This window comes from Pseudomonas sp. NPDC087803, from assembly GCF_044742995.1.
GTDB lineage: Bacteria > Pseudomonadota > Gammaproteobacteria > Pseudomonadales > Pseudomonadaceae > Aquipseudomonas.
Window position 1 is genome coordinate 1 of the sequence record NZ_JBIUVO010000050.1, and the last position, 13665, is coordinate 13665.

14 protein-coding genes and 1 pseudogene are annotated in these 13665 nt (G+C 60.8%); 7 read left to right on the forward strand and 8 right to left on the reverse strand.

Annotated elements, in window-relative coordinates; all coding sequences use genetic code 11:
* Positions 1-38: 38 nt before the first annotated feature.
* From ACIOUG_RS20410 to ACIOUG_RS20420, 3 genes and pseudogenes are all read right to left on the reverse strand, one after another.
* Positions 39-143: pseudogene (locus ACIOUG_RS20410) on the reverse strand (superoxide dismutase [Fe]); the annotation flags it as partial.
* Between the two features lie 176 nt (positions 144-319).
* The gene (locus ACIOUG_RS20415) at positions 320-922 is read right to left on the reverse strand and encodes a LysE/ArgO family amino acid transporter (RefSeq protein ID WP_401068189.1); all 603 of its coding nucleotides are present in this window, start codon (positions 920-922) and stop codon (positions 320-322) included.
* Positions 923-928: 6 nt separating this feature from the next.
* Complete coding sequence (locus ACIOUG_RS20420; RefSeq protein ID WP_401068192.1) at positions 929-1330, reverse strand: ACT domain-containing protein; 402 nt, start codon at positions 1328-1330, stop codon at positions 929-931.
* A gap of 95 nt (positions 1331-1425) precedes the next feature.
* Between ACIOUG_RS20420 and ACIOUG_RS20425 the strand changes: the two genes are divergently transcribed.
* From ACIOUG_RS20425 to ACIOUG_RS20440, 4 genes are all read left to right on the forward strand, one after another.
* The gene (locus tag ACIOUG_RS20425) at positions 1426-2325 is read left to right on the forward strand and encodes a LysR family transcriptional regulator ArgP (RefSeq protein ID WP_401068195.1); all 900 of its coding nucleotides are present in this window, start codon (positions 1426-1428) and stop codon (positions 2323-2325) included.
* A 97-nt stretch (positions 2326-2422) separates the two neighbouring features.
* Complete coding sequence (locus ACIOUG_RS20430) at positions 2423-3415, forward strand: NAD-dependent epimerase/dehydratase family protein (RefSeq protein WP_401068198.1); 993 nt, start codon at positions 2423-2425, stop codon at positions 3413-3415.
* A gap of 116 nt (positions 3416-3531) precedes the next feature.
* Positions 3532-4365: an ATPase gene (locus ACIOUG_RS20435; RefSeq protein WP_401068201.1), complete on the forward strand. Its 834-nt coding sequence runs from the start codon at positions 3532-3534 to the stop codon at positions 4363-4365.
* 250 nt (positions 4366-4615) lie between these two features.
* Entirely contained in the window at positions 4616-5464 is an 849-nt protein-coding gene (locus ACIOUG_RS20440; RefSeq protein WP_401068204.1) for a cache domain-containing protein, read from the forward strand.
* Between the two features lie 85 nt (positions 5465-5549).
* Here ACIOUG_RS20440 and ACIOUG_RS20445 read toward each other — a convergent pair whose 3' ends face one another.
* Positions 5550-7067 carry an MDR family MFS transporter gene (locus ACIOUG_RS20445; protein WP_401068206.1) on the reverse strand — a complete coding sequence of 506 codons (1518 nt, stop codon included), beginning with the start codon at positions 7065-7067 and terminating at the stop codon, positions 5550-5552.
* Between the two features lie 79 nt (positions 7068-7146).
* On the reverse strand, positions 7147-8340 hold the full coding sequence (gene pobA / locus ACIOUG_RS20450) for a 4-hydroxybenzoate 3-monooxygenase (protein ID WP_401068208.1): 1194 nt from the start codon (positions 8338-8340) through the stop codon (positions 7147-7149).
* Positions 8341-8517: 177 nt separating this feature from the next.
* Here pobA and ACIOUG_RS20455 point away from each other — a divergent pair, with 177 nt between their 5' ends.
* Positions 8518-9402, forward strand: a complete 885-nt coding sequence (locus tag ACIOUG_RS20455; RefSeq protein ID WP_401068211.1) for a helix-turn-helix domain-containing protein — start codon at positions 8518-8520, stop codon at positions 9400-9402.
* A 136-nt stretch (positions 9403-9538) separates the two neighbouring features.
* On the opposite strand, the gene ACIOUG_RS20460 is transcribed toward ACIOUG_RS20455, so the two are convergent.
* The gene (locus ACIOUG_RS20460) at positions 9539-9715 is read right to left on the reverse strand and encodes a hypothetical protein (protein ID WP_007964044.1); all 177 of its coding nucleotides are present in this window, start codon (positions 9713-9715) and stop codon (positions 9539-9541) included.
* 201 nt (positions 9716-9916) lie between these two features.
* Positions 9917-10822 (reverse strand): LysR family transcriptional regulator, encoded by a 906-nt coding sequence (locus tag ACIOUG_RS20465; protein ID WP_401068214.1) that lies wholly within the window; start codon positions 10820-10822, stop codon positions 9917-9919.
* Between the two features lie 114 nt (positions 10823-10936).
* Between ACIOUG_RS20465 and ACIOUG_RS20470 the strand changes: the two genes are divergently transcribed.
* Both ACIOUG_RS20470 and ACIOUG_RS20475 read left to right on the forward strand, forming a co-directional pair.
* Positions 10937-11815 carry an MBL fold metallo-hydrolase gene (locus ACIOUG_RS20470; RefSeq protein ID WP_401068216.1) on the forward strand — a complete coding sequence of 293 codons (879 nt, stop codon included), beginning with the start codon at positions 10937-10939 and terminating at the stop codon, positions 11813-11815.
* 221 nt (positions 11816-12036) lie between these two features.
* Entirely contained in the window at positions 12037-12651 is a 615-nt protein-coding gene (locus ACIOUG_RS20475; RefSeq protein ID WP_401068218.1) for an NAD(P)-dependent oxidoreductase, read from the forward strand.
* Positions 12652-12774: 123 nt separating this feature from the next.
* Here the strand turns inward: ACIOUG_RS20475 and ACIOUG_RS20480 are convergent, their stop codons facing one another.
* Positions 12775-13656: a LysR substrate-binding domain-containing protein gene (locus ACIOUG_RS20480; RefSeq protein ID WP_401068220.1), complete on the reverse strand. Its 882-nt coding sequence runs from the start codon at positions 13654-13656 to the stop codon at positions 12775-12777.
* Between the last annotated feature and the right edge of the window lie 9 nt (positions 13657-13665).

The following is a 13665-nucleotide window of genomic DNA, read 5'->3' on the forward strand; positions in this document are numbered from 1 at the left end:
CTGCCTTACGCACACGATGCCCTGCAGCCGCACATTTCATAGGTGTTGTGGTGCTTGTCGTGGTGAAATTCCAGGGTTTCCTTGGAAATGTGCGGCTGCAGGGCATCGTGTGCGTAAGGCAGCGGCGGCAATTCGAAAGCCATGATGATTCTCCTAATCAGGTCTGTTGCGGTGAGCGCAAGGCCGATCACGGGCGGCCAGAAATGCACCGACGAGTTTTTACTCTTTGCGGCGCAGGGTTCGGATCATAGCACCGGGGTCAAGGCTTAACCACGCAACAACTGTGTGGGATAGAGGTTCCAGAGCTGTTTGGAATAAATCACTGCGCCAATATCAATTGCCCTGCGACTGTAAACATCATCAACGCCACCATCAGATCAAGAATCCGCCAGGTACTCGGCCGCGCCAGCCACGGTGCAAGCCACGCGGCACCCAGCGCTAAAGTGAAAAACCACAGCAACGACGCACTCGCCGCGCCCACTACATAAGCCCCCGGTACCGACTGCTGCGCACCGAGCGAGCCGATCAGCAACACCGTGTCCAGATAAACGTGCGGGTTGAGCAGCGTCACTGCCAGCGCGCTGAGCATCACTGCGCGCAACGAGCGTACGGTGTGGTTTTCGCCCTGATCCAGACTCTGTTTCGAGAACGCCCGGCGCAGCGCCTGGCTGCCGTACCAGATCAGAAAGACGGCGCCGCCCCAGCGCGCCACCGCGAGCAATGTCGGGTTCTGCGCCAGCACGGTCGCAAGGCCAAACACCCCGGCCGCCACCAGCAGCGCATCGCACGCCACGCATAACGCCGCCACCGGCAGGTGATGTTCGCGCCGCAGGCTCTGGGCCAATACAAAAGCATTCTGCGTGCCGATCGCCATGATCAACCCGAACGCCACCAGCAGGCCGTTCACATAGCTTTGCCACATAAAAAATTACTCCGCGTTGGCTGCGAGATCACGCAGCACGTGCATGGCGCGCTCGGCGTCGGCCTGTCCGACGAACAAATGGTCGTGGTAGTAACCGGCGATCACGTTGCAACTGATTCCGGCCTTGCCCAGCGCGCTGGCGAACGCAGCGGTGAGGCCGACTGCTTCCAGTGCCGAATGCACGTTGAGGGTGATCCACGCTGCGACATAATCGAAACTGAACCCGGCGCGTTCCGCCTGGGCGCGCTCAAGAATTACGGTCAGGCCTTCCTGTTCACGAAAGCTGCCGACAATCTCCAGACCGTTGGGCAACTGAGCGTCACGCAAGGTGCAGAACACGTATTCGCCGGCATTCAGCTGCGGGCTCATGCTGCGCAGCAAGGTCGTGAGTGAAGTTTCGCCAGCCATTGCAGTGTTCCTTGATAAGAGTGCTTGCTGGCTATTCTCCGGTCGAAAGCGGTATAAGAAAAACCAATAGTGCTGATCGCTCATTAGGAAAACTGATGTTCGACTACAAATTGCTTTCCGCTCTGGCCGCCGTGGTCGAGCAGGCCGGATTCGAACGCGCCGCGCAGGTGCTGGGCTTGTCGCAATCGGCGATCTCCCAGCGGATCAAACTGCTGGAAGCGCGGGTCGGCCAACCGGTGCTGGTGCGCGGCACGCCGCCGTCGCCGACCGAGATCGGCCGGCGGCTGCTCAACCATGTGCAGCAGGTGCGCCTGCTTGAGCGTGACTTGCAGACCCTGGTGCCGGCGCTCGACGAAGAGGGCCTGCCGGAGCGTTTGCGCATCGCCATCAACGCCGACAGTCTCGCCACCTGGTGGGCCGAAGCCGTGGGCGATTTCTGCGCCGAGCAGCATCTATTGCTGGATCTGGTGGTGGAAGATCAGACCGTCGGCCTCAAGCGCATGCGTGCCGGGGAAGCTGCGGCGTGTGTCTGTGCCAGCGAACGCCCGGTGGCCGGTGCGCGCAGTGTGTTGCTCGGGGCGATGCGCTATCGGGCGCTGGCCAGTCCGGCGTTCATCGAACGGCATTTTCCCGATGGCGTGCGTGCCGAACAGTTGCCGCGGACCCCGGCGCTGGTGTTCGGCCCGGATGACTTTCTCCAGCATCGCTACCTCGCATCGCTCGGTGTCGACGGTGGTTTCGAGCACCATTTGTGCCCGTCATCCGAAGGTTTTGTGCGTCTGACCGAAGCCGGGTTCGGTTGGGGACTGGTGCCGGAACTGCAAGTGCGCGATCAGCTGCAACGCGGGACTTTGCGCGAACTGTTGCCAGATAAACCGATCGATGTGCCGTTGTACTGGCATCATTGGCGCAATGGCGGTCAGTTGCTGGGGTTGCTGACCGAACAATTGGTACGTGCGTCACCCCAATGGCTGGTGCCCTGGAAGCAGCCATAAGCGTCAAGCTGCAAGCGGCAAGTAAAGCGCTGCGCACCGTTTTAAACTTGCAGCTAGAGGCTTGACGCTCGCAGCTGCTTTTTTGTTGGAGTTTTGCATGAAAATTCTGGTCACCGGCGCAAGCGGCTTCATTGGCGGACGCTTTGCGCGTTTCGCCCTGGAGCAGGGCCTGGACGTGCGGGTCAACGGTCGCCGGGCCGAGAGCGTTGAGCATCTGGTGCGCCGTGGTGCCGAGTTCGTCCCGGGCGATCTCACCGATGCGGATCTGGTGCGCGAACTCTGCAACGACGTCGAAGCCGTGGTGCACTGTGCCGGTGCCGTCGGTTTGTGGGGGCGTTATCAGGACTTTCATCAGGGCAACGTGCAGGTCACCGAAAACGTCGTCGAAGCCTGCCTCAAGCAACGCGTGCGGCGGCTGGTGCATCTGTCGTCGCCGTCGATCTACTTCGATGGCCGCGATCACCTCGGCCTGACCGAAGAGCAAGTGCCCAAGCGCTTCAAGCATCACTACGCGGCGACCAAATACCTGGCCGAGCAAAAGGTCTTCGGCGCCCAGGAGTTCGGCCTCGAAACCATCGCCCTGCGCCCGCGTTTTGTCACCGGTGCCGGCGACATGAGTATCTTCCCGCGCCTGCTGAACATGCAGCGCAAGGGGCGTCTGGCGATCATTGGCGATGGCCTGAACAAGGTCGACTTCACCAGCGTGCAGAACCTCAACGAAGCGCTGCTCAGCAGTCTGCTGGCGGCCGGTTCCGCATTGGGCAAAGCCTACAACATCAGCAATGGCACGCCGGTGCCGTTGTGGGATGTGGTCAATTATGTGATGCGCAAAATGGAAGTGCTGCAGGTCAGCAAATACCGCTCGTACGGTCTGGCCTACAGCGTTGCGGCGCTCAACGAAGGCGTGTGCAAACTCTGGCCGGGCCGCCCGGAGCCGACCCTGTCGCGGCTGGGCATGCAGGTCATGAAGAAAAATTTCACCCTCGACATCAGTCGCGCCCGGCATTATCTGGACTACGATCCGAAAGTCAGCCTGTGGTCGGCCCTCGACGAGTTCTGTGGCTGGTGGAAAGCTCAGGACATCCGTTGATACAAGTCGCCCGGCCGGCAATGAACCGCACCGCCGCTTGAGGGTCAATCCCTGCGGCTGCGGCGGTTATACTTCGCAGCATTCAGCCATCACCGCGTTCCACAAAGGTTGCCTCAATGTCCATGCGTAACGATGCCAACGACGATTTCGACGATGTACCGAGCCTGCGGGCCGACACCTTTGACGACGATGACATTGCGCCCACCGCCCGCACCTCCGTGCACTCGCGCACGCCGCCGGTGGTCAAGGTAAAGGCCGCGAGCACCGGGCCGTTGTGGGCGCTGGTCGGCGCGTTGTTTTTTGCCTTCATCGGTCTGGCCTGGTGGAGCTTCCAGCAGATTTCGCTGATGGAGCAGCAGTTGGTCGCGACTCAGGAAAGCTTTGCGCGTATCAGTGAGGAAGCGGCGGGGCGCCTGCAGGACATTTCCGGCAAGGTCGTCGCCAGCCAGAGCAACGTCAACAGCGACAGCGAAGCCTTGAAGCAACAGATCAAACAGCTGGAAACCCAGTTGCTGGATCAAAGTAAACAGCAGCAGGGCGTGGTGGGTCAGACCAGCGATCTGGACAAGCGTCTGGCGCAAATGACCGCGCAGACCACCGAACAACAGAACGCCAATACCCAGTTGCAGGCTCAGGTCAAAGCCCTGAGTGCGGAACTGGCAACCCTGAAAAACGCCCCGGCCGACACCAGCAAGTTCGATGCGCAACTCAAGAGCCTGAGTGCCGACATTGCCGCGCTGAAGAAGCAAGGCAACCCGAGTGCGGCGATCGAGCGTCTGGAACAGGAAATCATCGTCCTCAAGAGTGAACAGGACAACCGCCCGGCCGCGGCGCAGGGCGGCGGCAATACCGCCGAGTTCGATGCATTCCGCGGGCAGATGACCCGCAACATCAACACCCTGCAGGCGCAGATCCAGAACCTGCAGCAGCAGATCAATGCCCGGCCATAGGGCCTGATGAACTGTAGCCAGGGAGCTTTGTGGTGAGGGGATTTATCCCCGATGGGGCTGCGCAGCAGCTCCCTGGTATCAGCTCGGTGTGTCAGGAAATATGCGTTGCCTGAATCAGGGCTGCCTGGCAGCCCATCGGGGATAAATCCCCTCACTACAAAATGCGGCAACTTCTGGATTCATCTTCGACCGCCGTCCTACCCCAAGCCGTCTACGCTCTTGAAACACCAACAAGAACGAGGGATGCGTTATGGGGTTTTTGCATAAAGTGGCGTGGCTCGGTGTGATGCTTTTTGTGGCGGCAGGGCCGGTCAACGCTGCCACCGCGCAGAAGGACGACAGCAAGGCTGCCATTGCGCTGCTGGAAAAGGCCCTGGCCTATTACCACGACAATGGCGACAAGGCTTTCGCCGCGTTCAGCCGTCAGGGCGAGTTTGTCGACAAGGATCGCTACGTGTTTGTGGTCGACACCAAAGGCGTGATGCTTGCCAGCGGTGGGCCTTCCTCAGCCCTGATCGGCCGTGACGTCAGTGAAGTACTCGGGCCGGATCTGCAAAAGGCCTTCAAGGAAGCGTTGCTGGTGCCCGAAGGCAACGGCATCCAGCAAGCCGAATACCGCTGGCAGAACTGGGCTGACGGCAAGGTCGAGCGCAAGCACGTGTACTACCAGCGCATCGGTCAGCGGATCCTGGCAGTGGGTTATTACTTGCCACGAGCCTCGGCAGAACAGGCAAAGACTCTGCTCGACAAGGCGGCGGCCGATCTGGGCAAGGACGAGAAGGGCACGCTGACGGCCATCAACTCGCTCAAGGGCGGTTATCTGCAGGATGACCTGTATGTGTTTGTGGTCGATCTGCAGACCCAACGCTACGTCGCCCACGGCACCAACCTGCGCTTGATCAACACCGATTTCAGCAAGATCAACGACCCGGAAGGCAAACCGGTGGGCGAGCCGATTCTGGCGCTGATTGCCAAACAGGACGACGGTGAATACGAATACCGCTGGAAAAACCCGGTGACCGGCAAAGTCGAGGACAAGCATGCCTACCTGAAAAAGGTCGGGCATTTTCTGGTGGCGGTGGGTTACTACAGCCCTTGAAGATCAAAAGATCGCAGCCTGCGGCAGCTCCTACAGGGTTATGCATTCCCATGTAGGAGCTGCCGCAGGCTGCGATCTTTTGCTGTTATTTGGCGCCATGCTCGCGCCCGCGCAGCAACTTGTTCGGCATCGCAATTGCCGCCGCCAGACCCAGCAGCGATACCGCCGTACTCACCCACAGCAAATGCCGGAACGTCACCGAAAGCTCGGCGCGCAAGGCGTTCTGTGCATCACCCGGTGCGGCGTTCAAACCGTCGAGCAGCACGTTGTCCGAATGCCCCTCACTGATCAGTGTGTTGCTCGCCAGATGGGCAAAACTCGAATCCTGCAGGAACGCCAGCAACAGTGCCGACATCAACGCCACACCCACCGCGCCGCCCAGGGAGCGGAACAGGTTGGTGGTGCTGGTGGCGACGCCGATGTCGCGCTGATCCACGGAGTTCTGCGTGCCCACCAGTGAAGTCGGGAACTGCATGCCGCCGGCAATCCCGCTGAGCAGCATGAACAGGCTGCTGAGCAGCGTTGCGTCCGGCGGGCTGAACGCCATGCCGAGAATCGAGATCGGCATCAGCACGGCGCCCGTCAGAATCTGCGGTTTGTAGCGACCGGTCACCGACGTCCGACGTCCGGCGAAATAAGCGCCAATCGGCAGACCCATCGCCAGCGGCAGTAAATGCAAAGCTGCCGCGTCGGCCCCGGCACCGGTGACGCTCTGGAAGCGCAACGGCATCAGCACGATCAGCGAGATCGCCTGAAAACTGGTGAAGAAAATCGTGCACCAGCACAGCAACGCGTTGCGGTTGGTGAACAGGTGCATCGGCAGCAGCGGCTCGCGCGCCCGGCGTTCATGCCAGACGAACACCGCCAGCACCAGCACCGCGCAGGCGAACAGGCCGAGCACTTCACTGCTGCGCCACGAGTGACCCTGACCGACCTGGGTGATGCCTAGCAGCAGGGCGGTCAAACCGATGATCATCAGCAGCGTGCCGAGGTAGTCGATGATCGGTTTGCGCTGCGGAATCGGCAGCCCGCGCAGGTTGCGATTGGCAACCCACCAGGCGCCCAGCCCCAGCGGCAGGTTGATCAGGAACACCCAGCGCCATGACAGGTATTCGGTCATGTAGCCGCCGAGCACCGGCCCGGCGACGCTGGCCACCGCGTACATGCTGCTGAAGTAACCCTGATAACGCCCGCGTTCGCGAGGCGGGACGATGTCGCCGATGATCGCCTGACTCACCGAGATCATTCCGCCGGCGCCGATGCCCTGGAGAATCCGCGCCAGCACCAGTTGTTCCATGCTTTGCGCCATGCCGCAGAACAGCGAGGCGAAGGTGAACAGGCCCATGCCGAACAGCATCAGTTTGCGCCGGCCGTACAGGTCGCCGAGTTTGCCGTAGATCGGCACGGCCACGGTCATCGCCACCATGTACCCGGAAATCACCCAGGCCAGCAGGCTGACGTCCTTGAATTGTGCAGAGATGGCGGGCATCGAGACGGCGACGATGGTCTGGTCCAGCGCACCGAGGAAGATCGCCAGCATCAGCGCGACCAGCACGCTGCGAATGGCCGGTTTGGGTGTTTCAGGCTGGTGGAGATTGGTCACGGGCAAAACCTGCGGGCAGTGAGAGTCCCGCAGTTCGTCAGGCGAGCGGGGATGCTCGCCAGTGTAAGTCGGTAGCAGGCTATTCGATAGCCTCATAAGGAAGTCCGACGTAATTTTCTGCAATGGTTTTTCGACCCGCTTCTGAACTGACAAAGTAGTCCAGTTCCGAGGCACTGATGCGCTGGCTGAAATCATCATGCTCGTCGAAGCGATGCAGCATCGAGGTCATCCACCAGGAAAACCGTTCGGCTTTCCACACCCGGCGCAGGCAGATCTCCGAGTATTTCTCCAGCAGATCGGTACGTCCTTCGCGATAAACCTTCAGCAGAATATTGAACAGCGTGCTGACATCGCTGGCGGCCAGGTTCAAGCCCTTGGCACCGGTGGGCGGCACAATGTGCGCGGCATCGCCGAGCAGAAACATCCGCCCGTACTGCATCGGCTCGACGACAAAACTGCGCAGCGGCGCGATGCTTTTTTCAATCGACGGGCCGGTCACCAGTTTCTCCGCAAGCGCCGCGGGCAAGCGGGTTTTGAGTTCATCCCAGAAACGCTGATCGGACCAGTCGGCGACGCTCTCCTCGGCCGGCACCTGCAGGTAGTAACGGGTGCGGGTGGCCGAACGCATGCTGCACAGGGCGAAGCCGCGTTCGTGACGGGCGTACACCAGCTCATCGTGCACCGGCGGCGTGTCGGCAAGAATCCCCAGCCAGCCGAATGGATAGACCCGCTCGAAAATCTTCAGGCAGTCCTCGGGAATCGACTGCCGGGCCACGCCGTGAAAACCATCGCAACCGGCAATGTAATCGCAATCGACGCGCCAGGTTTCACCGTCCTTTTCGAAGGTGACAAAGGCCTCGTCGCTTTTCATGCCGTGAGGAACGACATCGCTCACCTCATAAAACGACAGGGCGCCGGCCTCCCGACGAGCGGCCATCAGATCCCGGGTGACCTCGGTCTGACCGTAGACCATCACGGTTTTGCCGCCGGTCAAAGCCTGCAGATCAATGTGCACCTGGCGCCCGTCCAACGCCAGATCGAAACCGCTATGCACCAGACCTTCGGCGTCCATGCGCTGACCCACCCCGGCCTGACGCAACAGCTCTACCATGCCTTGTTCAAGCACGCCGGCGCGAATTCGCCCGAGCACGTAATCGGGTGTCTGGCGTTCGACAATCAGGGTGTCGATGCCAGCGTTGTGCAGCAACTGACCGAGGAGCAATCCGGACGGACCGGCGCCAATGATGGCGACTTGGGTTTTCAGCATTTTCATTGTTTTTATGACTCGCAAGCTTCACACGACCTGAGCCGGTGAATGATTTTTATGGATCGAGTGCTTGCATTTTTCCCCCGCGGGTCTGTCAATTGAAGGTGAAAACTGAGCCGATACCTGTACATTCTGCCAATCGGTGCGATTATCGCCCGCAACCTCGAGGCCTGGATTGAAGTGATGAACAAGCCTGACCTGCCTTCGATTCCGGTGTTCAAGCTCTACGGTGAAAGCCTGGACTGGCCGACCCCTGACTTGCTGCACTGTGAAACCATTTCCAAACGCAGCCGCGAACATCATTGGGAAATCAAACCCCACCGCCACGCCGATTTGTGCCAGTTGCTCTTCGTCTTCAAAGGTCAGGCAGAGCTTGAAATCGAAGGACAACGCACGCAGCTCAACGAACCCGCCATTCAAGTCCTGCCACCGTTGTCGGTGCATGGCTTCCGCTTTTCCGAGGACGTCGAAGGATTCGTCGTCACCCTCGCCAATCCGCTGATCAACCACCTGCAGGCGCAACTGGGCAATTCAGTGCATGCACTGGCCCAGGCCGAGCACTACCCGGCGGGCAAGGATGCGCAGTACCTGAACAGTCTGTTTGCAGCATTGCAGGCCGAATACAACGGCCATCAGCCGGCGCGGGAAATGCTCATGCATTCGCTGGTCAGCGTGATCATGGTCTGGGTCAGCCGTCAGGCGCTCGTGCGCCATCACGCCAGCCAGCGGCCGCAACGCCAGCGCGAATACCTCAACGGGTTCATTCAATTGGTGGAGGAGACTTACCGCCAGCACGTGAAGGTCGAAGACCTCGCCCATCGCCTGGGGATTTCGGTGTCACACCTTAACGGCACCTGCCGCGAACTGGCCGGGCAGCCGGCGCTGCAGATCATGCACGAACGGCAGTTACTGGAAGCCAAACGCTTGCTGACCTACACCAGCATGACCATTTACGAGATGTCGGAGTTGTTGGGGTTTTCCGATCCGACCAACTTCACCCGCCTGTTCCGGCGCAGGGTGGGGATTTCGCCAAAGGCGTTTCGTGATCGGCTGAAGGCCGAGCAGTGATCTTGTAAACGCTGCGGTCTCATGTGGGAGGGGGCTTGCTCCCGAAAGCGGTGTATCAGTTTGCATCAATGCTGAATGACACACCGCTTTCGGGAGCAAGCCCCCTCCCACAGGATCGCATTCCAGCTCAGGTCATTCAGCGCAATGCATTAAGCGTCGCGTTATGCGGAATGCAGCGCTCGAAATTGCAGCTGGCATATTCGCGCGGCAGTTGTCGCAGTTGCTCGACCCGCCAGGCCGCGGTGCCGTACAGCGCCAGCGTGGCGGCGCAGGTGATGAAAATCGCGAAGTACCTTCTTGTTCTGATGTTCATGGCGTTGACCTCTGAACGCATACCCTGCGGTATTACTTTCAGCATAGGTCAGCGTCACAGAGTTTCCAGCCACGGATTCCGCCTATGTGACATCCCCCTTGTGGGAGCGGGCTTGCTCGCGAAGGCGGTGTATCAGTCTGGATTGCCCTCGACTGACACGACGCATTCGCGAGCAAGCCCGCTCCCACAGGGGTAGCGGATTTACAGGCCAATATCCCATTTGGGATTTTCCGGGAATCGTTCGACGAGAAAATCCAGCATGCTGCGCAGCGCGGCCGGCATGTGCTTGCGTGAGGCGTACACCGCGTAGATGTTCATCTGCCGTGGTTCGGCATCGGGCAGCAAACGCACCAGTTCACCGGCATGCACATGCACCCCGGCCTGATAGGTCGGCAGCATCGCCACGCCCGCACCGGCCAGGGTCGCGCGCAACAGGGTGCTGGCCTCGTTGGCGCTGATGTTGCCCTGCACCGGCACGGACAGCGGTTCGCCGTCCTCCTCGAAATGCCACAGGCTCTTGCCGAAGTAGGAATGTGTGAGGCAGTTGTGCCGGCTCAGGTCCTCGACCCGCTGCGGTGGCGGGTTGTCGCGCAGATACGCCGGTGCGGCGCAAACCACTGAGCGGCACACGGTCAGGCGTCGGGCGATCAGGTTCGGGTCCAGGTCATTGCTGGTGCGGATCGCCAGGTCGATGCGCTCATCCACCAGATTCACCGTGCGGTCGAGCATCTGCAGGTCGATGCTGACCCCGGGGTAGCGCTTGACGTAAGCGGCCATGGCATCGGCCAGTTGCGCCTGACCGAACGAGGTGCTGACGCTGATACGCAGCAGCCCGCGCGGTGCCTCGTCGGGTTCGCTGACAGCGGCCTGCATATCGGTCGAGAGTTCGAGCATCTGCCGACAGCGCGGCAGAACTTCGCTGCCGGCGGCCGTCAGGCTCAACTTGCGCGTGGTGCGGTGCATCAGGCGCGCGCCGACCCAGTCTTCCAGCTCCGCCAGATAACGCGACACCACTGGCCGTGACAGGTCCAGATGGTCAGCCGCCGCCGACTGGCTGCCCAGATCCACCACGGTGACAAACACCCGCATTGCTTGAAGCCGATCCATGATTTGCCCGCTTTCAGAAACAAACTATGTCCAAGCATCGCATTTTTTGTACCGAGTCAGGCAACTAAGCTCTGTCCCATCGCCAAACACGGCATTCGGACCACGGAGCAACAGATGATCGGCTTCACTACCCTCAAGCGCGTTTTGCTGACCACCGCCACCCTTGGCTTCGCGGCCCACGCCGCTGCCGCCAACCTGACCCTGGATGTCTACAACCCAGGCACCAAGGCGATTTTTCCGGTGACTTCGGTGCTGGTCAGCGGCGAGAAAGACGCGATCCTGGTCGACGCGCAATTCGGCAAGGCCCAGGCCGAGCAGGTGGTGGAAAAGATCCGCGCCAGCGGCAAGCACCTGACCACCATCTACATCAGCCACGGTGACCCCGACTACTACTTCGGCCTCGACACCCTGACTCAGGCGTTCCCCGACGCCACCGTGCTGGCCTCGCAGCCGACTGTCGATCACATCAATAAAACCGTTGAAGGCAAACTGGCCTTCTGGGGCCCGAAAATGGGTGCCGACGTGCCGGCCAAAACCATCGTTCCGGGCGTGCTCAAAGGCGACAGCCTGATGCTCGAAGGGCAGAAGTTGCAAGTGGTCGGTCTTGAAGGCAAACAACCGGATCGCAGCTTCGTGTGGATTCCGTCGCTCAAGGCGGTGGTCGGTGGCGTCGTGGTCGCCGAGAACATTCATGTGTGGATGGCTGATACCCAGACCGCGCAATCCCACGCCGACTGGCTGCAAACCCTGCACTCGATTGAAACCCTGAAACCGAAAACCGTGGTGCCCGGTCACTACCTGGGCGAGAGCAGCCGCTCGCTGGCCAGCGTGAAATTCACCGCCGACTACATTAAGGCTTTCGACGAAGAAACCGCCAAGGCCAAGGATTCCGCCGCACTGATCAAGGCTATGCAGAAGCGCTACCCGACACTCGGCGAAGAAAGTTCGCTGGAGCTGAGCGCCAAAGTCGCCAAGGGCGAGATGCAGTGGTAACCCGATTGATCTGAAACAGAGGTCGAGAGGACTTTTGTGGCGAGGGAGCTTGCTCCCGCCCGCCTGCGCAGCAGGCGTAAAACCTGCCAATGGGTTGTATCTGAAACGGGCGGGGGAGTGCTTCGCCCTCCAGCGGGAGCAAGCTCCCTCGCCACAGGGAATACCGCTTCAAGATTAGATTGATGCTGTCGTTGAAACTCTCAAGCCAACTGGAGAATGTCATGAGCAAGATCGCAATCATTGGTGCCACCGGCCGTGCCGGTAGCCAACTGCTGGAAGAAGCCCTGCGTCGCGGTCATAGCGTCACCGCCATCGCCCGCGATACCTCGAAGATCGGTAACCGTGCCGGTGTGGTCAGCCAGAATGTCGATGTGCTGGATTCGGCGGCGCTGCAAGCGGCCGTCGCCGGGCACGACGTGGTGATCAGCGCCGCGCATTTCACCACCGTACCCGCCAGTGCGGTGGTCGGCCCGCTGAAGCAGGCGGGCGTGAAGCGTCTATTGGTGGTCGGTGGTGCCGGTTCGCTGTTGCTGCCGGACGACACCCGGGTCATCGACAGCGAGGGTTTCCCCGCCGAATACAAAACCGAGGCCAGTGCGGGGGCGGCGTTTCTCGATGCGTTGCGTCAGGAGCAGGACCTGGACTGGACCTTCCTCTCGCCATCGGCCGAGTTCGTCGAAGGTGAGCGCACTGGCACCTTCCGCGTCGGCAAGGATCACCTGCTGGTGAATGACGCAGGTCGCAGCTGGATCACCTTTGCCGATTACGCGATTGCGCTGATCGACGAAGTGGAAACGCCGAAGCATTCGCGTCAGCGGTTCACCGTCGGCTACTAAGCAACGACGCGGACCAAATGTGGGAGCGGGCTTGCTCGCGAAGGCGGTGTGTCAGCGACATTTGAAGTGACTGACACTCCGCCTTCGCGAGCAAGCCCGCTCCCACAGGGGTATTTGTTTGTTTCAGCGGGTATGCGCCTGTTCCACCAGCCAGATCATCAGCTCCTCCAGCTGTGCAGACGCCTCGCTGCCCTGCGGCATGACCACGTAATACGCCAAGCCCGTTTTCACCTTCAACTCAAACGGCATCACCAGCCGCCCCGCGCGCAGGTCATCGCCGATCAGCGACCAGTCACCAATCGCCACACCCGTCCCGTGGGAGGCCATCGACATCGCCTGATCCAGCGTCTCGAAATGCTGCCCCGTGACGACGTTGCTCAACTGCAATCGGGCGGCGGTCAGCCACACCGTCCAGTCCTGAATATCGTGGGTGGGATGCAGCAGCAAATGCTGTTGCAGATCGGCCGGTTCACTCAGCGCCGGTGGGCCCTTCAATAGCGCAGGCGAACAGACCGGTGTCAGTTGTTCATCGAACAGATGCAGGGCAGTCGACGAGTTGTCCGGCGGCGTGCCGTAGATCACCGCGGCATCGAATTGCTCGCGCTGGAAATCCACACCGTGGGCCAGCGTGGTGGTCAGTTTGACCGGGACGTCCGGGCGTTCCTTTTGCCACTGCAACAGGCGCGGCAGCAGCCAGCGCATCACGCAGCTCGGCGCCTTGAGTTGCAGGGTTTGCCGCGTGCGACCGATCTGCTCGGTGGCTTCGCTGATCAGGCCGAAGATCTTTTCCACCCGTGGCAGCCATTCGCGTCCTTCGGCGGTCAGCGCGAGGCCTCGGGCCAGGCGGATGAACAACTCATAACCGAGATGAGCTTCCAGCCCGGCGATCTGCCGGCTCACTGCGCCTTGGGTGATGTGCAACTGCTCGGCCGCCCGGGTGAAATTGCAGCACTGCGCGGTGATCAGGAACGTGTGCAGGGCGGGCAGGGGAGGCAGTCGTTTCATGTGGATCCA

Coding starts and splice junctions, on each gene's coding strand:
- ACIOUG_RS20415 (WP_401068189.1), bottom strand. CDS start 922: ATGTGGCAAAGCTATGTGAACGGCCTGCTGGTGGCGTTCGGGTTGATC.
- ACIOUG_RS20420 (WP_401068192.1), bottom strand. CDS start 1,330: ATGGCTGGCGAAACTTCACTCACGACCTTGCTGCGCAGCATGAGCCCG.
- ACIOUG_RS20425 (WP_401068195.1), top strand. CDS start 1,426: ATGTTCGACTACAAATTGCTTTCCGCTCTGGCCGCCGTGGTCGAGCAG.
- ACIOUG_RS20430 (WP_401068198.1), top strand. CDS start 2,423: ATGAAAATTCTGGTCACCGGCGCAAGCGGCTTCATTGGCGGACGCTTT.
- ACIOUG_RS20435 (WP_401068201.1), top strand. CDS start 3,532: ATGTCCATGCGTAACGATGCCAACGACGATTTCGACGATGTACCGAGC.
- ACIOUG_RS20440 (WP_401068204.1), top strand. CDS start 4,616: ATGGGGTTTTTGCATAAAGTGGCGTGGCTCGGTGTGATGCTTTTTGTG.
- pobA (WP_401068208.1), bottom strand. CDS start 8,340: ATGAAAATGCTGAAAACCCAAGTCGCCATCATTGGCGCCGGTCCGTCC.
- ACIOUG_RS20455 (WP_401068211.1), top strand. CDS start 8,518: ATGAACAAGCCTGACCTGCCTTCGATTCCGGTGTTCAAGCTCTACGGT.
- ACIOUG_RS20460 (WP_007964044.1), bottom strand. CDS start 9,715: ATGAACATCAGAACAAGAAGGTACTTCGCGATTTTCATCACCTGCGCC.
- ACIOUG_RS20465 (WP_401068214.1), bottom strand. CDS start 10,822: ATGGATCGGCTTCAAGCAATGCGGGTGTTTGTCACCGTGGTGGATCTG.
- ACIOUG_RS20470 (WP_401068216.1), top strand. CDS start 10,937: ATGATCGGCTTCACTACCCTCAAGCGCGTTTTGCTGACCACCGCCACC.
- ACIOUG_RS20475 (WP_401068218.1), top strand. CDS start 12,037: ATGAGCAAGATCGCAATCATTGGTGCCACCGGCCGTGCCGGTAGCCAA.
- ACIOUG_RS20480 (WP_401068220.1), bottom strand. CDS start 13,656: ATGAAACGACTGCCTCCCCTGCCCGCCCTGCACACGTTCCTGATCACC.